Source organism: Paenibacillus sp. FSL H8-0260 (genome assembly GCF_045040625.1).
Lineage (GTDB): Bacteria > Bacillota > Bacilli > Paenibacillales > Paenibacillaceae > Paenibacillus_AQ > Paenibacillus_AQ odorifer.
Genome location: NZ_CP150298.1, coordinates 5,978,800 through 5,998,518, shown reverse-complemented (window position 1 = coordinate 5,998,518; position 19,719 = coordinate 5,978,800). Strand labels below are relative to the sequence as shown.

The following is a 19,719-nucleotide window of genomic DNA, read 5'->3' as shown; positions in this document are numbered from 1 at the left end:
TTATTAAATATAGTATATTTTCATAGAATTTGTAGGATCGGCCAGCCTTCAACTAGACAGTTCTATCTTTTTTTAGTAGACTGTTGAAACAAGCAAAATCTTGAAAGATTTTGGGGTTAGGAGGTAGGGCGATGCTGCGTTTAGGAGAGAAGATTGTCATTGTTGCGGACGCTTTCGAGCAGAGTCTTCCTATCGGGGAATACGGCTACCTAATTGCTTACGACCGCAATCCCGATAATGCGTTTGACTATGTTATTCGTGTACCAGAGGCTAATAGGAACTTTTATGTTCCGGCTGAGGACATTGAGGCGGAAGAACATTTATTAGTAGCTGAGGCTGAGAGAGCAACGCATGAAGCGTTGATTGATTATGCTTTGTCCACGTACAATGAGAAGCTGTTCCATCATTTGATGAACGGTGAAGATATGGATATAGAAGAGACGGAATCAACGTCAAGCGAAAGCATGTCCCAAGCGGATTTCATCAAACAAGTGAATCTTCGAGCTTGGATTTAAGGAAGGCCGGCGCAAGCCGGCTTTTTTGTTTTGTCATACCGCTGCTAAATGCTGTGAAATCACTGACTGTCAAAACCCTTCTCTATGAATATACTAACGATACGCTCCTTTAAAATGTGTAGGAATCCCCTTCACTTTGATAAAGGAGCGTTTGTTTTACAGCCCATCATTGAATTGTCCAAGCTTCTACAATATAATTAAAAACGTTATCCGGGCGCTTTAGCCCTTTAAACAGGAGGGATTTTTCTTATGAGCATTACCGTTAAAGATGTGCAGCATGTGGCCAAGCTGGCTCGTCTGCAGCTGAGCCCGGAAGAAGAGGCAACCTTTACAGAACAAATGAATGCTATTTTACAATATGCCGAGAAATTAAATGAGCTAGATACGGAGAATGTAAAGCCGACCACGCATGTGCTGCAAGTCAGCAATGTAATGCGGGAGGATGTTGTGAAGGATAGCCTTACGCAAGAGGAAGCACTTCTTAACGCTCCAGATGATGAAGACGGACATTTCAAGGTTCCAGCTGTTTTGGAATAACTACATAATTAGAAAGGGGGAAGAATCTTGAGCCTGTTTCAAAATCGATTGCCTGAAGTACACCGCATGTTAACTGCTAAAGAGGTATCGGTCAGTGAACTGACTGAAGAATCGCTGGCGATTATCGCTGAGCGGGATAAGAACGTAAATGCATTTTTGACCTTGAATGAGGAGGGCGCTCGTAGCACTGCACGCGCTTTGGACGACAAACTGGCATCCGGAGCAGCACGTGGGTTGCTGTTTGGTCTTCCTGCTGGAATCAAGGATAATATTGTAACTAAAGGCCTGCGCACAACTTGTGCCAGCCAATTTTTGAGCGACTTCCAGCCGATTTATAACGCTACTGTAGCTTCTAAACTGCAGCAAGCAGATGCCGTAACGATCGGTAAATTAAATATGGATGAATTCGCAATGGGCGGATCTAATGAGAACTCAAGCTTTGGTCCTGTACGCAATCCTTGGGATTTAGAGCGTGTGCCCGGCGGTTCCAGTGGCGGATCTGCAGCAGCAGTAGCTGCGGGCGAAGTGTTCTTCTCACTAGGTTCGGATACTGGGGGTTCCATCCGCCAGCCAGCTTCCTATTGTGGTGTTGTAGGTCTCAAACCTACTTACGGTCTTGTATCACGTTACGGGCTGGTAGCCTTTGCCTCCTCACTAGATCAGATTGGACCATTAACACGTAATGTAGAGGATTCTGCCTATGTGCTTCAAGCAATTGCTGGTTATGATGCCCAAGACTCTACTTCGGCTAAAGTAGAAATTCCTGATTATTTGAGTTCACTTACTGGTGATGTTTCCGGACTTCGCATTGCTGTTCCTAAGGAATACCTGGGAGCAGGTGTCGATGCTTCTGTGCGTGAGACAGTTTTGTCTGCACTTAAAGTGCTGGAAGGAATGGGTGCTGTCTGGGAGGAAGTTTCATTACCACATACGGAATACGCAGTAGCAGCTTATTATTTGCTGTCCTCTTCGGAAGCTTCATCTAACCTCGCGCGTTTTGACGGTGTGCGTTATGGCGCACGTGTAGATGAAGGCGGAGGATTGCTTGATCTATATCTTAATTCCCGCAGCCGCGGCTTTGGCCCTGAGGTTAAACGTCGTATTATGTTGGGTACTTATGCACTCAGCTCCGGGTATTACGATGCTTACTATTTAAAAGCACAAAAGGTGCGTACTTTGATTAAACAGGACTTTGATGACATCTTTAAAAAATATGATGTGGTCATCGGCCCAACAGCACCAACGACAGCATTCAAATTGGGTTCACAGACTGAAGATCCGCTGACCATGTATCTGAACGATATTCTCACGATTCCTGTAAGCTTGGCGGGTATTCCGGCCGTGAGTGTTCCTTGTGGTTTTGCGGAAGGCATGCCTGTAGGTCTGCAAATTATCGGTAAGGAATTTGACGAGAGCACGATTTTGCGTGTCGCTCATGCTTTTGAACAAAATACAGATCATCACAAGCAGCGTCCACAGCTGTAGTAAAGGAGGGAATGGGATTACTTATGTCTAAATACGAAACGGTCATCGGCTTGGAAGTTCACGTAGAGCTTCATACCAACTCCAAAATCTTTTGCGGATGCTCCACTGAATTTGGAGCCCCACCTAACACTCATACCTGTCCTGTCTGCTTGGGTCACCCCGGCGTATTGCCAGTGCTCAACAAACAAGCGGTAGAATACGCTATGAAAGCAGCGATGGCGCTGAATTGCACCATTGGTGATGTTAGCAAATTCGACCGCAAGAACTATTTTTACCCGGATTCACCAAAAGCTTATCAGATTTCACAATTTGATCAGCCTATCGGCCTGAACGGTTGGATCGACATTGAAGTTAACGGAGAGACCAAACGGATCGGCATTACTCGTCTTCATTTGGAAGAGGATGCAGGTAAGCTTACGCACGTAGATGGCGGTTTTGCCTCGCTAGTCGATTTTAACCGGGTGGGAACACCGCTTATCGAAATCGTATCCGAACCTGATCTGCGCTCCCCTGAGGAAGCTCGTGCTTATCTGGAGAAAATCCGTGCGATTATGCAGTATTGTGACGTATCCGATGTCAAGATGGAAGAAGGATCGATGCGCTGTGACGCGAACATCAGTCTACGCCCAGAAGGACAAGAGGAATTCGGCATTAGAGCAGAGCTTAAGAACATGAACTCCTTCCGCGGTGTATTGCGTGGACTGGAGTATGAACAATATCGTCAGGCTGAGATCCTGGATGATGGTGGAGTTGTTGTGCAGGAGACTCGCCGCTGGGATGAAGCACAAGGGAAAACATTATCGATGCGCGGGAAAGAAGAAGCGCATGATTATCGTTACTTCCCGGACCCGGACTTGATCGTTCTGCATATTGATGATGCTTGGAAAGAATCCATTCGTTCAACGATTCCAGAACTTCCGGATGCTCGGAAAGCACGTTATAGCGAGGAACTGGGCCTGACAGCTTATGATGCAGGCGTCATTACATCCTCTAAATTGTTAGCGGACTTTTTCGAAGGGTGTCTTGCATATACGCAGGATGCCAAGGCTGTAGCTAACTGGATTATGGGTGACTTGCTTGCCTATTTGAATGGTAATAATCTGGAGTTGTCGCAGGTACAAATTACACCACAAGGGTTAGGCGAGATGATCGGGCTGATTGCAGCCGGAACCATCAGCAGCAAAATCGCTAAAACAGTATTTAAAGAAATGCTAGAGAGCGGTAAACTGCCAGCTGTTATCGTTGAGGAAAAAGGTCTAGTGCAGATCAGCGATGAAGGTGCCATTAAAGGGATAGTGGAAGCAGTCGTAGCCGCCAATCCGCAATCAGTGGAAGATTATAAAGCGGGTAAACAGAAAGCAATCGGCTTCCTGGTCGGACAAGTCATGAAAGAAAGTAAAGGTAAGGCGAATCCGGGTCTTGCTAATAAACTTCTCATCGAGGTATTGAGCAGCTAAACGCTTGTCGTCTGTAAAAGGACGCCAGCGGCGTTTATAATTGGGGTAATATACTTATGTAATAAGCTAAGGGCTTGTCGGCAACGGCAGGCCCTTAGCGGCATATAAGGGGACTGGTTAGGATGAATACAATTAACAAGCTAAATCTGCAGGATGAAAGCACCGTTAATGAATTATGGAGTCTTCAGCATAAGGCCTATAGACTGGAAGCTGAACTTATAGGCTTTCGTGAAATACCACCTCTGATGGAGACGAGAGAAATGCTCAGCAGCTCTAAAGAGGGTTTTTATGGCTGCTTCGATAAAGATGAGGAACTAATGGGTGCTGTTGCTGTAGAGGAAGAATCTCCTGGAAAATTGACGATTACACGAATGATGGTGGGGCCGGACTTTTTTCGTAGAGGTATCGCTAGCCATCTTTTGGAATATGTATTTGAGCATTTTGCAGGGATGGAGCAATTCATTGTGTCGACAGGCAAAAAGAATACACCTGCCGTTTCGTTGTACAGTAAACATGGTTTTCTGCCTACCGGTGTGGAGGAAGTCGCTCCAGGAGTTGAATTGATTGAATTTCATCGGAGTGGTTCTCTTTGAAAAAAGATATTCATAGACAACTATTTACGAAAGGAGGAGTCCAAAATGAAACATGACTCTGCAATGCTCCCAGAGCAGGAAGAACTGCAAGGTTCTGTTGATATAGAGACTAAGGAAAATGAGATACAGAAGAGGATTATTCCTCCGCGTCCGAAGCGGCGCCACCGCAAACGTAAATTTATTGCTGGACTGCTGGCAGCACTCATCCCTGGGACGGGGCATTTGTATTTTGGGCTTCTCCGAAAAGGGATCACCTTCATCTTTCTAATTCTTTTGGATATCTCAGCTTTATTGTATTTCTCATCCATCGGGATGCAGATCAATGTTCCACTGCTTATTTTACTTGCGCTCATTATTCCAGTGATCTATTTTTATAACGTGTATGACGTATTGCAATCAGCGGACAGGCTTCTTCGCTTCCCAGAGGATCATGATCTTGCTATTTCTGTGACCAAAGCAAACGAGGCTCCTAAACGTCGTAGTATCGTCAGCGAGCCTGGGATATCCTTTGGACTCTTATTGCTCTTAGGGGGCGCCCTGCTTATTCTGTTCCGGCAGAAACCAACATGGCTCCAGTTCTTTATTGAACATTATGCCGAAATGGCCGTGTCTGTCATTTTAGTATGCGGTGGCTTATTTATAGGAGCTAGAGAAATTGCCAGAGCAGTTGTGCAGCGTAAAGACAATGAACCTCGCAAGCGGCGCGTGGGAAGATATACGGCTTCTGTATTACTGATAGCTATTTCTGTTCCTTTGTTTTTGGATTGGAGAGAGGGAACTGACTATATGCTTCTGCTCTTGAAGTGGTGGCCAGTCATCCCGGTGTTATGGGGGATTGAGTTCCTGCTGATGTTTATCTTCTCTAACCGTTCAGCCAAGGGAACCAGAATCAGATTGGATTTACGTGGGCTTTTATCTGCTATATTGCTAGCTGCGAGTGTATTTATTGTTGCAGAGCAAGAACATTATTTATATCTATGGAAAAATGTCAGTCTAAACCTGACGGCAGCAGCAGTGGACTATGGTGAGGCTAAAGGCAGCAAATATCAGAAAGCCCCGCTAATTGTTCCGGTGGAATTAAATACAGCCAAAATATCTATTGATAGTATTAATGGTGATATTTTATTACACCGTGCTCCAGTGGATGATATTCAAATTACAACGACAGTTTGGGTAGATCAGTTGGATGGGCCGATGGCTGAAGCTATATCAGAACAGTCCTTTGTGGACGTTGTTAAAGGGCCCAACATAAAAATCACCTCGAATAGCAAGGCCTATGGAGAATCCGGTAAACGCCAGCCACGCATGGATTTAGACATTTACTTGCCGGAGGATCGCCGCTTTAACCTCGATGTTCGCACTATGAATGGCGGGATCACGTTGCAGAATGTAGAAGCCATTGAAGACATTTCTCTGGAAACGGGGAATGGAGAGCTGATCCTTCATCGTATCTTTGGTAATGTTAAGGGAAAAACACTGAATGGAGCTGTCCGTGCCAGATCTGTTCAAGGCAGCGTTGATTTAACAACGAGCGGAGGCAATATGAATGCTTGGGATGTTACCGGTGCTTTGAAATTATCGACGGCTGTCGGCAATATTAGTGCGATCGGAAATAGCAATGATATCGATATTACTACCAAAAACGGTAATTTAGAGGTGGATGGAGCCAAATCCAAGCTACATGCCGAATCTCTAAATGGTACCATTGATGTTCGCTCTTCTGATGTCGCTGGAGATTGGGACATTTATAGCGCAGTTGGTGACATTCAATTGTATTTACCGATGTTAAGCAACTATACAGTGAATGGTTCCAGTGGATATGGTGATATTACTTCAGATTTGCCTGAACTTACAATTGATAAGAAAAAAGTATCAGGTGAAGTGGGAACCGGCGAGTTCAAGCTTCATGTTGAAGGAAATAGCAATCTAAATGTTAGGAAATATTGAAAAAAGTAATTTTTCTTATATAATAATAAATATAATGTATAGACTTCGTTGACAATATTGAAAAATCGGTCTTACAATCTTAAGAAGTATTTCTTTTATTTTTAAATTCAAAAGGCGGTGACAGTAATGGGGAGTGGAGTACAACATGCACTGGAACAATTAAAGACAACAGGTGTCCGTATAACGCCCCAGCGTCATGCGATTCTTACGTATTTGATGGAAGCAATGAATCATCCTACAGCTGACGATATATACCGGGCGCTAGAGCCGAAATTTCCGAGCATGAGCGTAGCAACTGTATATAATAATCTCAAGATGTTTATGGAAGCCGGCATGGTTCGCGAGTTGACCTACGGGGATAGTTCCAGTCGTTTTGATGCCAATGTATCTGATCATTATCATGTCATCTGTCAGCTATGCGGTAAGATTGAAGATTTTAGTTATCCTTCGCTTCATGATGTAGAGATACATGCAGAGCAGGAAACGGGCTTCAAAATTACGGGTTTGCGTATGGAATTGCATGGAGTTTGCAAATGTTGCAGAGAGAAGCAACAATAAGACAGAATACTACTGTACTTAAGGGCGTATAGCCAAGCTACACAATAAACGTGTGAAATCCGAAAGCGGAGGACTCACGTTTTTATTTTTTTCAAAATAACAAAATATAGTGAAAATGACTAACTTATACTGGTTATCCGGAACCAAGTGGATGTTATAATCGTATTGTTAGACTTAACTTAAAATCATCTAATATTTGGAGGATATATTTTGGACAGAAGATATAGACAGAAACGCGTCAAAAAGCGCGGAGGTCTTTTCCGACGCTTTTTTGGACTTTTGCTCATTGCGGCAGCAGCTTATTGGGTTGTGTTTTTTGTATTGCCAAATCGCCAGCACATCGATCCAGACTGGAAAGGCCTAGAACATCCTATCTTCGTAAAAGGAGAGCTAACAGGATATTCCGCCTCAGGGACCGGTGATAGCATGCTTTTACCTCTACCATTACTGCAGGAACATGTGGACTCATCTATTCGTTATGAAGAAAAGACTAAATCGGTCATCCTATCAACGGAAAGTGAACTTCTATATATGCAAGAGGATAAAACCGATGCTAGTCTGAACAATCGTCCGCTGCAGCTGCGGCTGGCACCTGAAGTTAAGGAAAAGATAACTTATCTTCCTGCGGATGTTTTAGAAGACCTGTATGGGTTTGAGATTCAAGAGGATACGACTACCGGGGCTGTGCTGTTAATGACAGCAGGGGAGACTGTACCGCTGGGGAAAGTGAAAGGTGAAGCAGGTGATAAGACAGTCGCTCTTCGCAGCGAAGCGTCGATTCACGCACCCATCGTGGCCGATATGTCCCCAGGTGCCATCGTGAGTATTTGGAATAAGGAAAATGAGGACTGGCTGTATGTGCAGTTAAGCAGCGGTTATGCGGGTTATACCAAGGCCAGTGATATTATCTCAGACGGTCAAAAGACAGTGGAACCCAAAAGCACCACTCCCTCACGGGCAGAACGAAGCTGGAAAGGGAAGTCAGTGAATTTGTATTGGGAAGCTGTTTATCAACGCAAACCTGACCCAAGTACATTCGGTGAGCTTCCGGGCGTTAACGTGGCTAGCCCGACTTGGTTCAGTATCATAGATGGTGACGGGAATGTGCGCAGTCAGGCTGATAGTGCGTATGTGCAGTGGGCCCATGAGCGCGGTTTGGAAGTATGGGGGCTGCTCAGCAATAGCTTTGAACCAGACATAACCACTGAGGCATTGTCGAGCTATGAGAAGCGGATGAACGTGATCGTACAGATCCTCGAGTATTCAGATTTATACAAGCTGGATGGAATTAATATTGACTTTGAGAATGTATATACGAAAGACGGGGAGAACGTTACACAATTTATGCGAGAGCTAAAACCTATGGCTCAAGCCAAAAACTTAATCGTCTCCATAGACGTAACCCCTAAATCCAACAGTGAGATGTGGTCAGCATTCCTTGATCGTAGGGCTCTTAATTCAGTAGTTGATTATCTTATTGTTATGGCTTATGACGAGCATTGGGCTGCTAGTCCTGTAGCGGGCTCTGTTGCGTCTCTGCCGTGGGTAGAAAGCTCGTTAAGCCGGATCATAGAGGAAGACGATGTGCCGCCTGAGAAGCTGATTCTAGGGATTCCACTGTATACTAGAATCTGGACTGAGACCCAGGTGGATGGCAAGACCAAAGTAAGCTCTAAATCGGTTAGTATGAATGCCGTTGAAAAAATTATTAAAGAGAAGAAGCTGACCCCAACCTTTGATAAGGCAGCAGGGCAGAATTACGTTGAGTATAAGGAGGATGGCGCTCTTAAAAAAATATGGATCGAAGACAAAGTTTCTTTAAAAGCTAGAGTTGAGCTTGCTAAGTCTTTAGGGCTTGGTGGCATCGGTTCATGGAATCGCAGCTTTAGTAATCCGTCTGCGTGGGAGGCATTACAAGGGATTCATAAGTAATTACTATTTCATTCATAATAAACAAAGGGGCTCCCAATATAGGGGCCCCTTTGTTGTATTAAGCAAATGTTTGATTGCATTATAAATCGCTAGTAATAAGCTTCTGTAAGATGTGTTTTATTGATTAAGCTGCTGACTCTTAAGTTGTTCCGCAGTAATATTGGCCTCAGCTGGATCCATAGTAAGGATGGTATGGCAGAACATACAGCGGTCTGTTTTGCCCAGCATTTTGGTCAGCTTGTGACATTCAGGGCATTCCAGTTGGACTGCGCTAGTTGACAGCATCCCAGCCCAGAAATAGATTGCAAGACTTGCCATCATTGAGATTAAACCGATTACAAGACCGATTCCAGCGAATACTTTTCCAGTTGAGCCCCAAAACACGATGCCCGCCGTACCCAAAACCATAAGTCCCATTCCAAGCATTGTGAGCAGTAATCCCCATGTGCGAAAAGCGTTGATCTTAGCCGTTTTAAACTTCATGAGTGTTTGCTCCTAACTAAATATAGTTGGGTTGTCCAGAAGGAACTGTCTTTCATATGTAGAATAATAATTATAACTGAATTATAACTGACTGGACGCAAAATCGCCAAATTTAATGGAGGGAAGCATGGAATTGTCCAATGTAACTTTGTTGAGTGGAGAAACGTTTGATGAGAATGTTTTAGGAGCGGTCGTTTTGCGGCAGAATGGGGATATTCCGTTTCAAAGCGCACTTCTTCAAGATTTTGATATGGTAGTGTTAGTATTGCATGAAGAACAGGATAGAGAGCATATTGTTCGCCATACCATTGCCGGTGACCAACGGACCCAGTCAGTCCATATCGGCCTTTTTGCTTTGGAGCAGGCTGTTATGGCAGGGGATAATAACGAACTTCTTATCAGTTTGATGAGGGGGGAAGTGATCTGGGACCCCAAGGGAATACTCGAGGAAATGCGCCGCGAGATATTACAATTTGAAGGACCGATTAAGGAACGGGTCGCATTTATGGAGTTTGCTCGCTTTTTGCATATGTATGTGAAATCCAAGCGCTATATAGAGGCTGGCTTTATTATGGATGCTTACAACTGTGTATTGATAGCTTTATATCATTGGGCAAGAATAGAAGTGAGTGAAGTGGGTGCTTTCCCCGAGCCGGCTATTTGGGAGCAGGTTAAAAGCATGAATACCTCCGTTCATAAACTTTATGAGGAGTTAACGGTCAGTACTGAGACCTTAGAGCAACGTGTGGAGCTTGTGCTTCTTGCATGTGAATTTGGGATTATGTCCAAAATGACGGACTGTTGTCTATTGCTCTTTAATATTTTGAATAGCCGTAAGGAAGCATGGAGCATTAAAGAATTACTGCAGCATTCAGGTCTGAGTCAATTAGAGTCTGAACTACCCCTTGTTTTACGAAAGCTGGTTTCTCGTTCGCTAATCCGAGAGATTACATCTTGGGCTGATGTTCACGAGGGAGAAGGGCATGCGATCCGCTATACATTATAGAGATGAATTAGACACAGCAGAAGATGATTAATTATAGAGAGATGAGCAAGGATAGGGAGAGGCTGAGCACTCTCTTTTTGTTTGTTTACTAATATGAAACGCTCATATTTATTCGGAAAAATTAATGGTTGACTCTTTCCTTGTTCATGTGTTAAATTATAACTCGTCCCTCTGACACAGAGATGTGCTTTCGAAAACATTCGAAAGACAACCAAAAAAAGAAATTAAAAAAAAGGTTGACTAAAACGAGGACGCTGTGATATATTATAAAGGTCGCTGCTGAACAACACATCGACGAAATAAACAGCTTGATCTTTGAAAACTGAACAACGAGTGAGTGGGAAATCACGTAAGTGAAATCCAAATTAGAGAATTAATTTTCTCGTCAGATGTTTCAAAATGAGCATATCGCTCTTTTCAATACTAATTGGAGAGTTTGATCCTGGCTCAGGACGAACGCTGGCGGCGTGCCTAATACATGCAAGTCGAGCGGAGTTACTTTGAAAGCTTGCTTTCAAAGTAACTTAGCGGCGGACGGGTGAGTAACACGTAGGCAACCTGCCCTTCAGACTGGGATAACTACCGGAAACGGTAGCTAATACCGGATAATTTCTTTTTTCTCCTGAGAGAAGAATGAAAGACGGAGCAATCTGTCACTGAGGGATGGGCCTGCGGCGCATTAGCTAGTTGGTGGGGTAACGGCCCACCAAGGCGACGATGCGTAGCCGACCTGAGAGGGTGAACGGCCACACTGGGACTGAGACACGGCCCAGACTCCTACGGGAGGCAGCAGTAGGGAATCTTCCGCAATGGGCGAAAGCCTGACGGAGCAACGCCGCGTGAGTGATGAAGGTTTTCGGATCGTAAAGCTCTGTTGCCAGGGAAGAACGTCCGGTAGAGTAACTGCTACCGGAGTGACGGTACCTGAGAAGAAAGCCCCGGCTAACTACGTGCCAGCAGCCGCGGTAATACGTAGGGGGCAAGCGTTGTCCGGAATTATTGGGCGTAAAGCGCGCGCAGGCGGCTATTTAAGTCTGGTGTTTAAACCTTGGGCTCAACCTGAGGTCGCACTGGAAACTGGGTGGCTTGAGTACAGAAGAGGAAAGTGGAATTCCACGTGTAGCGGTGAAATGCGTAGATATGTGGAGGAACACCAGTGGCGAAGGCGACTTTCTGGGCTGTAACTGACGCTGAGGCGCGAAAGCGTGGGGAGCAAACAGGATTAGATACCCTGGTAGTCCACGCCGTAAACGATGAGTGCTAGGTGTTAGGGGTTTCGATACCCTTGGTGCCGAAGTTAACACAGTAAGCACTCCGCCTGGGGAGTACGGTCGCAAGACTGAAACTCAAAGGAATTGACGGGGACCCGCACAAGCAGTGGAGTATGTGGTTTAATTCGAAGCAACGCGAAGAACCTTACCAGGTCTTGACATCCCTCTGAATCTGCTAGAGATAGCGGCGGCCTTCGGGACAGAGGAGACAGGTGGTGCATGGTTGTCGTCAGCTCGTGTCGTGAGATGTTGGGTTAAGTCCCGCAACGAGCGCAACCCTTAACTTTAGTTGCCAGCAGGTTAAGCTGGGCACTCTAGAGTGACTGCCGGTGACAAACCGGAGGAAGGTGGGGATGACGTCAAATCATCATGCCCCTTATGACCTGGGCTACACACGTACTACAATGGCCGGTACAACGGGAAGCGAAGCCGCGAGGTGGAGCCAATCCCATCAAAGCCGGTCTCAGTTCGGATTGCAGGCTGCAACTCGCCTGCATGAAGTCGGAATTGCTAGTAATCGCGGATCAGCATGCCGCGGTGAATACGTTCCCGGGTCTTGTACACACCGCCCGTCACACCACGAGAGTTTACAACACCCGAAGTCGGTGGGGTAACCCGCAAGGGAGCCAGCCGCCGAAGGTGGGGTAGATGATTGGGGTGAAGTCGTAACAAGGTAGCCGTATCGGAAGGTGCGGCTGGATCACCTCCTTTCTATGGAGAATCGTTCTCTGCAATGAGAACATTCAAATCGGAAGCTCAGCTTCCAAAACTCAGGTTTAGGCCTGTTACTCACTCGTTGCTCAGTTTTGAGAGTTTAAGCTCTCAAGTAAGACTTGATCCTTGAAAACTGGATACCGAAACGAATTTGCGTTTTAGAACATCTTTTAGCAACTTGTGTAAGCAAGTAAATGTTATTAGTGAGATGATTCCAAAGAGAATGTCATCGTATGATATTTTCCTGCGGAAAAATCAAGGTTAAGCTAATAAGAGCACACGGAGGATGCCTAGGCGCCAGGAGCCGACGAAGGACGTGGCGAACAACGAAACTGCCTCGGGGAGCTGTAAGCAAGCTTTGATCCGGGGGTGTCCGAATGGGGAAACCCAGCTGTGGTAATTCGCAGTTACTCATTTCTGAATACATAGGAAATGTAGAGGCAGACCAGGGGAACTGAAACATCTAAGTACCCTGAGGAAGAGAAAACAATAGTGATTCCGTCAGTAGCGGCGAGCGAACGCGGAACAGCCTAAACCTAAGAGCTTGCTCTTAGGGGTTGTGGGACGTCTCACATGGAGTTACAAAGGAATATGGTAGGTGAAGAGGTCTGGAAAGGCCCGCGATAGAGGTAAAAGCCCTGTAACCTAAACTGTATTCTCTCCGAGACGGATCCCGAGTAGTGCGGGGCACGTGAAACCCCGTATGAATCCAGCAGGACCATCTGCTAAGGCTAAATACTACCTGGCGACCGATAGTGAAACAGTACCGTGAGGGAAAGGTGAAAAGCACCCCGGAAGGGGAGTGAAATAGAACCTGAAACCGTGTGCTTACAAAAAGTCAGAGCCCTATTAATGGGTGATGGCGTGCCTTTTGTAGAATGAACCGGCGAGTTACGTTTAACATGCAAGGTTAAGCCGAGAAGGTGGAGCCGCAGCGAAAGCGAGTCTGAATAGGGCGAATTAGTATGTGGACGTAGACCCGAAACCGTGTGATCTACCCCTGTCCAGGGTGAAGGTGCGGTAACACGCACTGGAGGCCCGAACCCACGTACGTTGAAAAGTGCGGGGATGAGGTGGGGGTAGCGGAGAAATTCCAATCGAACTCGGAGATAGCTGGTTCTCCCCGAAATAGCTTTAGGGCTAGCCTCGGTATAAGAGTAGTGGAGGTAGAGCACTGATTGGGTGCGGGGTCCGCAAGGATTACCAAGCTCAGTCAAACTCCGAATGCCATATACTTATTGCCGGGAGTCAGACAGTGAGTGCTAAGATCCATTGTCAAAAGGGAAACAGCCCAGACCATCAGCTAAGGTCCCCAAGTGTGTGTTAAGTGGGAAAGGATGTGGAGTTGCACAGACAACCAGGATGTTGGCTTAGAAGCAGCCACCATTGAAAGAGTGCGTAATAGCTCACTGGTCGAGTGACTCTGCGCCGAAAATGTAACGGGGCTAAACACACCACCGAAGCTATGGCTAGATACGTATGTATCTGGGGTAGGGGAGCGTTGTGTAGGGGTTGAAGGTGTACTGAAAAGAGCGCTGGACACTACACAAGTGAGAATGCCGGTATGAGTAACGAAAAGATCAGTGAGAATCTGATCCGCCGAAAGCCCAAGGTTTCCTGAGGAAGGCTCGTCCGCTCAGGGTAAGTCGGGACCTAAGGCGAGGCCGAAAGGCGTAGTCGAAGGACAACAGTTTGAAATTACTGTACCACCGTAATCCGCTATGAGCGATGGGGTGACGCAGGAGGGTAGTGACGCGGACTGATGGATGTCCGTCTAAGCAGTGAGGCTGATGTGTAGGCAAATCCGCACATCATTAAGGCTGGGCTGTGATGGGGAGCGAAAATTATAGTAGCGAAGGTCATGATCTCACACTGCCAAGAAAAGCCTCTAGCCAGGAGAAGGTGCCCGTACCGCAAACCGACACAGGTAGGCGAGAAGAGAATTCTAAGGCGCGCGGAAGAACTCTCGTTAAGGAACTCGGCAAAATGACCCCGTAACTTCGGGAGAAGGGGTGCCCCGGTAGTGTGAATAGCACGAGGGGGCCGCAGTGAAAAGGCCCAAGCGACTGTTTAGCAAAAACACAGGTCTGTGCGAAGCCGCAAGGCGAAGTATACGGGCTGACGCCTGCCCGGTGCTGGAAGGTTAAGGGGAGTGGTTAGGGGTAACCCGAAGCTATGAACCGAAGCCCCAGTAAACGGCGGCCGTAACTATAACGGTCCTAAGGTAGCGAAATTCCTTGTCAGGTAAATTCTGACCCGCACGAATGGCGTAACGACTTGGGCGCTGTCTCAACGAGAGATCCGGTGAAATTTTAATACCTGTGAAGATGCAGGTTACCCGCGACAAGACGGAAAGACCCCATGGAGCTTTACTGCAGCTTGATATTGAATTTGGGTACGATCTGTACAGGATAGGTGGGAGCCGTAGAAATCGGAGCGCAAGCTTCGGTGGAGGCGCCGTTGGGATACCACCCTGATCGTATCTAGGTTCTAACCTAGTGCCCTTATCGGGTACGGGGACCGTGTCAGGCGGGCAGTTTGACTGGGGCGGTCGCCTCCTAAAGAGTAACGGAGGCGTTCCAAGGTTCCCTCAGAATGGTTGGAAATCATTCGCAGAGTGCAAAGGCATAAGGGAGCTTGACTGCGAGACCTACAAGTCGAGCAGGGACGAAAGTCGGACTTAGTGATCCGGTGGTACCGCATGGAAGGGCCATCGCTCAACGGATAAAAGCTACCCTGGGGATAACAGGCTTATCTCCCCCAAGAGTCCACATCGACGGGGAGGTTTGGCACCTCGATGTCGGCTCATCGCATCCTGGGGCTGAAGTAGGTCCCAAGGGTTGGGCTGTTCGCCCATTAAAGCGGTACGCGAGCTGGGTTCAGAACGTCGTGAGACAGTTCGGTCCCTATCTGTCGTGGGCGCAGGAAATTTGAGAGGAGCTGTCCTTAGTACGAGAGGACCGGGATGGACGTACCGCTGGTGCACCAGTTGTTCCGCCAGGAGCATGGCTGGGTAGCTACGTACGGACGGGATAAGCGCTGAAAGCATCTAAGCGTGAAGCCCCCCTCAAGATGAGATTTCCCAATTAGTAAGACCCCTTGAAGACGACGAGGTAGATAGGTTGGAGGTGGAAGTGCAGCAATGCATGGAGCTGACCAATACTAATCGGTCGAGGGCTTATCCTATATGTAGAATGCAGATTCGTTTCGGATTCAGTTTTCAGGCATCAAGCCTGGTATGAATATTCCCTGATAGCTCAGTTGGTAGAGCACTCGACTGTTAATCGAGTTGTCACAGGTTCGAGTCCTGTTCGGGGAGCCATATGGAGAGGTGTCCGAGTTTGGCCGAAGGAGCACGATTGGAAATCGTGTAGGCGCCACAAGCGTCTCGAGGGTTCGAATCCCTCTCTCTCCGCCACAAATTTTTAATTAGTATGGCCCGTTGGTCAAGGGGTTAAGACACCTCCCTTTCACGGAGGTAACATGGGTTCGAATCCCATACGGGTCACCAAATTTTCACTTGATTTATCCTAGTGGACTTTGGTACAATAACAATTGTTGTTTATGGAGGCTTAGCTCAGCTGGGAGAGCATCTGCCTTACAAGCAGAGGGTCGGGGGTTCGATCCCCTCAGCCTCCACCATAACACTTTCTTACTGACGCGGGGTGGAGCAGCCCGGTAGCTCGTCGGGCTCATAACCCGAAGGCCGCAGGTTCAAATCCTGCCCCCGCAACCAATTAACTTAAGCAATTATATCTTTTGGAACCGTGGTGTAGTTGGCCTAACATGCCTGCCTGTCACGCAGGAGATCGCGGGTTCGAATCCCGTCGGTTCCGCCATTTTCATCATGGCTCGGTAGCTCAGTCGGTAGAGCAGAGGACTGAAAATCCTCGTGTCGGCGGTTCGATTCCGTCCCGAGCCACCATTTATCATCACAAAAGAATGAGTGCCATGCCGGTGTAGCTCAATTGGTAGAGCAACTGACTTGTAATCAGTAGGTTGGGGGTTCAAGTCCTCTCGCCGGCACCATCCTTGGAGGATTAGCGAAGTGGCCAAACGCATCAGACTGTAAATCTGCTCACGTGAGTGTTCGGTGGTTCGAATCCATCATCCTCCACCAGTTTTTAGGGGCATAGTTTAAAGGTAGAACAACGGTCTCCAAAACCGTTGGTGTGGGTTCAATTCCTGCTGCCCCTGCCAAGTTCTTTCTAAAGTTTAATATGGCGGCCGTGGCGAAGGGGTTAACGCACCGGATTGTGGTTCCGGCATTCGTGGGTTCGAGACCCATCGGCCGCCCCATTTACTTTAAAATGAATAATGGCAACAATATCAACTTAATATGGCGACTGTGGCGAAGGGGTTAACGCACCGGATTGTGGTTCCGGCATTCGTGGGTTCGAGACCCATCAGTCGCCCCATTTTACTTTAAAATGTTATTGGGGATTAGCCAAGCGGTAAGGCAACGGACTTTGACTCCGTCACTCATAGGTTCGAATCCTATATCCCCAGCCATTTTATGCGGACGTGGCTCAGCGGTAGAGCATCGCCTTGCCAAGGCGAGGGTCGCGGGTTCGATTCCCGTCGTCCGCTCCAAGTTTTCATGGCGCCATAGCCAAGTGGTAAGGCAAAGCTCTGCAAAAGCTTTATCCCCAGTTCAAATCTGGGTGGCGCCTCCATTTAGTTCATATGTGCCGGCGTGGCGGAATGGCAGACGCGCTCGACTCAAAATCGAGTGGGAAACCGTGGAGGTTCGAGTCCTCTCGCCGGTATCTTAAAAAGGTTTGTAAGAATGCTTTTATAAGCAATCTTACAAACCTTTTTTCTTTATGTCCTTGGGTTTACAGCAGTAAGCCGTTGAATAGAGAGTTTCTCTATTTCAACGGCTTTTTTTAATCTGATTAGTGATTAACCTGATTGATTATTAATGCGGAATGCTCGCGGGGTATGACCTATTTCTCGTTTGAACATATTGCAGAATTGGGCATCGTTCACAAAACCTGCAGCAGCAGATACTTCAGAGATTTGCATCTGAGTATGACGTAATAGAGACTTTGCATAATCCAGGCGTTTTAACAGCAAATACCGCAGGGGTGAAGACCCGAAACGTTCTTTAAATAGATGGCGAAAACGATCGTAACTATATCCGGACATTTCTGATAGTGTTTCGACGGACAATTTATGGCGATAATGCTCATTCATATAATTAAGGACATATTGTACTCGATCTTCTGTTGGGGATTGATATCCAGAGGCACTAAGAAGCCTCATAAGATGGACGGTAATCTCGCTCATTTGTAGGTTTAGAAGCTCAGAGAATCCGTCTTGCTTGCGTGTAAACTCTGCTTTCATTCGCAGCAGGATTTGAAGAACGGTCTGATCTTTATCATCTTCATATACGCCGAGCAGATTACTCATATTAGGGTGTTCCGAGTGGAAGCCTACAAATAATACATTTGCATCCTCACGGTGGTGCTCGTCATGTTTATGATTGGGTGGCACAAGCGCGAAAGAAGAGGAGCGAAAATGGTAACTTCGTGGGCCAACATTGGTTGTCCCTACCCCCTGTAAATAATAGACTAGTTCGTAGCATTCATGCTGGTGTGGAGGGATATAAGTATTTAGCTCATGTGTGGCACTTACAATATATAGAACACGATCCATGATGATCCTCCAATACTTATGTTTTAGCCGAATCGTACAAAACAATGACCGAAATCATATAATTATTTTTAATAATATTTGTTATGATCGTATCAATAAATCCGAAAGTTCGCAACCTGACTGGCCATCTCGTTCGGAAATAAAGCGGATTATTAATAATAATGGTATTTTTATTGCTATTTTTGAGCCTAAACGTTAAATTTATTACTTTTAATAATACTTTATTTGGAAAAAAGAGAATTTCCATTTGAACCGTGAATTATACAATGGGTGAAGATGGGATTCTGCGGATTACTAACCAACTAAAATTAGGGGTGGAATAGAGTAATGAATAAAAAAGTTCTTTCTTTGTTGTTATTAATGGTGATGGTTCTGGTCACAGCATGTGGGAATAACACGTCCAATAACGGTTCTTCTGCGAATACTGGATCAAACGCTGCTGAGGGTGGAGAAACAGGTGCAGGGGATAAACTCAAGGTTGTATTGCTGATTCCGGGGACACTTGGGGATAAATCATTTTTTGATTCCGCTAATAACGGCTTGCAAAAGGTTAAGGATGAACTTGGTGCAGTAACAAAGGTTGTTGAAATGGGCGTTGATAAAACGAAATGGGAGCCTACATTTAACGATATCGCTTCCGAGGATTGGGATGTAATTATTTCTGGCGGTTCTGAAATTACAGAGATGTTTAATGCAACGGCAGAATTGTATCCAGACAAAAAATTCATTAATTATGATACCGACATCGATGAAGCACCAGATAACATGTACAACATGTCTTATGCGACAAATGAAGTATCTTTCTTGGCAGGTGCCGTAGCAGCATTAGCTACACAATCGGATATGCCGAATGCTACCCCTGAGAATGTGATTGGGTTTGTCGGCGGTATGGATATTCCGGGGATTAATGCTTTCTTGGTCGGTTACATTCAAGGTGCTCAGTACGTTGATCCTGATGTAAAAGTGGCTGTGTCGTACGCTGGTGATTTTGTTAACCCGGCAAAAGGTAAGGAGCTGTCTCTAATTCAATATAATTCCGGTGTAGATGTTATTTTTAACGTGGCTGGGGGTACAGGTCTTGGGATCTTTGACGCAGCTAAAGAGAAGAAAAAATATGCAATCGGTGTAGACTCCGATCAGGCAATGTTGATTAACGATACGGATAGTGAAAAAGCAAATCTAATCGTTACTTCATCTATTAAAAAGATTGATACGGCTATTCTAGGTGCAGTGAAGAGATTGCAAGAGGGTACGCTAGAAATGGGCAAACGTGATGTATTGAGCTTTGTAGATGATGGTGTAGGTATTGCTGAGAATGATATTTATAAAAATGTATTCCCGGCTGATCTTCAGGCCAAGGTTGAAGAAGTGAAGCAAAAGCTGATCAATAAAGAAATTAAAGTGGATAATGCGATGGGGATGGAAACCGCAGAGGTAGAAACTATTCGTAACGCAGTTAAGCCTTAAGCTTTATATCTTAAGATCAGCTCTATAGAGATAAACCTACAGTTGGAGATTCTTCTAGTCAGGGGAATTCCAGCTGTATATTTTTGCAGACCT

General features: G+C 46.1%; 12 protein-coding genes, 16 tRNA genes and 2 rRNA genes. 28 read left to right on the top strand and 2 right to left on the bottom strand.

The features are described 5' to 3' along the window. Nucleotides 1–131 precede the first annotated feature (131 nt). From MHI51_RS26590 to MHI51_RS26555, 8 genes are all read left to right on the top strand, one after another. Nucleotides 132–515: a hypothetical protein gene (locus tag MHI51_RS26590; RefSeq protein WP_036680170.1), complete on the top strand. Its 384-nt coding sequence runs from the start codon at nt 132–134 to the stop codon at nt 513–515. 249 nt (nt 516–764) lie between these two features. After that, complete coding sequence (gene gatC / locus MHI51_RS26585) at nt 765–1,052, top strand: Asp-tRNA(Asn)/Glu-tRNA(Gln) amidotransferase subunit GatC (protein WP_036680166.1); 288 nt, start codon at nt 765–767, stop codon at nt 1,050–1,052. A gap of 27 nt (nt 1,053–1,079) precedes the next feature. Beyond that, entirely contained in the window at nt 1,080–2,537 is a 1,458-nt protein-coding gene (gatA, locus tag MHI51_RS26580; RefSeq protein ID WP_076128638.1) for an Asp-tRNA(Asn)/Glu-tRNA(Gln) amidotransferase subunit GatA, read from the top strand. 11 nt (nt 2,538–2,548) lie between these two features. Further along, nucleotides 2,549–3,994, top strand: a complete 1,446-nt coding sequence (gatB, locus tag MHI51_RS26575; protein ID WP_036680163.1) for an Asp-tRNA(Asn)/Glu-tRNA(Gln) amidotransferase subunit GatB — start codon at nt 2,549–2,551, stop codon at nt 3,992–3,994. Nucleotides 3,995–4,116: 122 nt separating this feature from the next. Further along, on the top strand, nt 4,117–4,587 hold the full coding sequence (locus MHI51_RS26570; RefSeq protein WP_076146333.1) for an N-acetyltransferase: 471 nt from the start codon (nt 4,117–4,119) through the stop codon (nt 4,585–4,587). Between the two features lie 45 nt (nt 4,588–4,632). Beyond that, a complete protein-coding gene (locus tag MHI51_RS26565; protein WP_405173377.1) occupies nt 4,633–6,534 on the top strand; it encodes a DUF4097 family beta strand repeat-containing protein in 1,902 nt (633 codons plus the stop codon). Nucleotides 6,535–6,660: 126 nt separating this feature from the next. After that, the gene (gene perR / locus MHI51_RS26560) at nt 6,661–7,092 is read left to right on the top strand and encodes a peroxide-responsive transcriptional repressor PerR (protein ID WP_036680160.1); all 432 of its coding nucleotides are present in this window, start codon (nt 6,661–6,663) and stop codon (nt 7,090–7,092) included. A 210-nt stretch (nt 7,093–7,302) separates the two neighbouring features. Next, the gene (locus tag MHI51_RS26555; RefSeq protein ID WP_076219281.1) at nt 7,303–9,024 is read left to right on the top strand and encodes a glycosyl hydrolase family 18 protein; all 1,722 of its coding nucleotides are present in this window, start codon (nt 7,303–7,305) and stop codon (nt 9,022–9,024) included. 117 nt (nt 9,025–9,141) lie between these two features. On the opposite strand, the gene MHI51_RS26550 is transcribed toward MHI51_RS26555, so the two are convergent. Beyond that, on the bottom strand, nt 9,142–9,507 hold the full coding sequence (locus MHI51_RS26550) for a DUF2614 family zinc ribbon-containing protein (protein ID WP_036680151.1): 366 nt from the start codon (nt 9,505–9,507) through the stop codon (nt 9,142–9,144). Between the two features lie 127 nt (nt 9,508–9,634). Between MHI51_RS26550 and MHI51_RS26545 the strand changes: the two genes are divergently transcribed. From MHI51_RS26545 to MHI51_RS26455, 19 genes are all read left to right on the top strand, one after another. Next, nucleotides 9,635–10,513, top strand: coding sequence for a nucleotidyltransferase-like protein (locus tag MHI51_RS26545; RefSeq protein ID WP_076128632.1), 879 nt, complete (start codon nt 9,635–9,637; stop codon nt 10,511–10,513). A 424-nt stretch (nt 10,514–10,937) separates the two neighbouring features. Beyond that, nucleotides 10,938–12,495, top strand: a 16S ribosomal RNA gene (locus MHI51_RS26540). Nucleotides 12,496–12,757: 262 nt separating this feature from the next. Beyond that, nucleotides 12,758–15,684: ribosomal RNA gene (locus MHI51_RS26535) — 23S ribosomal RNA — on the top strand. The 16S and 23S rRNA genes sit together here with 16 tRNA genes alongside, the layout of an rRNA operon. A 60-nt stretch (nt 15,685–15,744) precedes the next feature. Further along, nucleotides 15,745–15,820: transfer RNA gene (locus MHI51_RS26530), tRNA-Asn, on the top strand. Between the two features lie 3 nt (nt 15,821–15,823). Further along, nucleotides 15,824–15,916 (top strand) — tRNA-Ser (locus tag MHI51_RS26525). Nucleotides 15,917–15,934: 18 nt separating this feature from the next. Continuing rightward, a tRNA-Glu gene (locus MHI51_RS26520) sits at nt 15,935–16,009 on the top strand. 55 nt (nt 16,010–16,064) lie between these two features. Continuing rightward, nucleotides 16,065–16,140: transfer RNA gene (locus tag MHI51_RS26515), tRNA-Val, on the top strand. Between the two features lie 17 nt (nt 16,141–16,157). Then, nucleotides 16,158–16,234, top strand: a tRNA-Met gene (locus tag MHI51_RS26510). 25 nt (nt 16,235–16,259) lie between these two features. Continuing rightward, nucleotides 16,260–16,337, top strand: a tRNA-Asp gene (locus MHI51_RS26505). A 10-nt stretch (nt 16,338–16,347) separates the two neighbouring features. Beyond that, nucleotides 16,348–16,423: transfer RNA gene (locus MHI51_RS26500), tRNA-Phe, on the top strand. A gap of 28 nt (nt 16,424–16,451) precedes the next feature. Next, nucleotides 16,452–16,527, top strand: a tRNA-Thr gene (locus tag MHI51_RS26495). Nucleotides 16,528–16,532: 5 nt separating this feature from the next. Continuing rightward, a tRNA-Tyr gene (locus tag MHI51_RS26490) sits at nt 16,533–16,618 on the top strand. A gap of 6 nt (nt 16,619–16,624) precedes the next feature. Next, nucleotides 16,625–16,698, top strand: a tRNA-Trp gene (locus MHI51_RS26485). A 23-nt stretch (nt 16,699–16,721) separates the two neighbouring features. Next, nucleotides 16,722–16,797 (top strand) — tRNA-His (locus MHI51_RS26480). A gap of 43 nt (nt 16,798–16,840) precedes the next feature. Then, nucleotides 16,841–16,916, top strand: a tRNA-His gene (locus MHI51_RS26475). Between the two features lie 19 nt (nt 16,917–16,935). After that, a tRNA-Gln gene (locus MHI51_RS26470) sits at nt 16,936–17,010 on the top strand. 6 nt (nt 17,011–17,016) lie between these two features. Further along, nucleotides 17,017–17,091, top strand: a tRNA-Gly gene (locus MHI51_RS26465). Nucleotides 17,092–17,100: 9 nt separating this feature from the next. Beyond that, nucleotides 17,101–17,174: transfer RNA gene (locus MHI51_RS26460), tRNA-Cys, on the top strand. A gap of 14 nt (nt 17,175–17,188) precedes the next feature. Next, nucleotides 17,189–17,267: transfer RNA gene (locus MHI51_RS26455), tRNA-Leu, on the top strand. A gap of 136 nt (nt 17,268–17,403) precedes the next feature. On the opposite strand, the gene MHI51_RS26450 is transcribed toward MHI51_RS26455, so the two are convergent. Further along, nucleotides 17,404–18,159 (bottom strand): AraC family transcriptional regulator, encoded by a 756-nt coding sequence (locus tag MHI51_RS26450; protein ID WP_076220078.1) that lies wholly within the window; start codon nt 18,157–18,159, stop codon nt 17,404–17,406. 327 nt (nt 18,160–18,486) lie between these two features. On the opposite strand from MHI51_RS26450, the gene MHI51_RS26445 reads away from it, so the two are divergent. Beyond that, nucleotides 18,487–19,626, top strand: a complete 1,140-nt coding sequence (locus MHI51_RS26445; RefSeq protein WP_405173376.1) for a BMP family ABC transporter substrate-binding protein — start codon at nt 18,487–18,489, stop codon at nt 19,624–19,626. Nucleotides 19,627–19,719 lie beyond the last annotated feature (93 nt).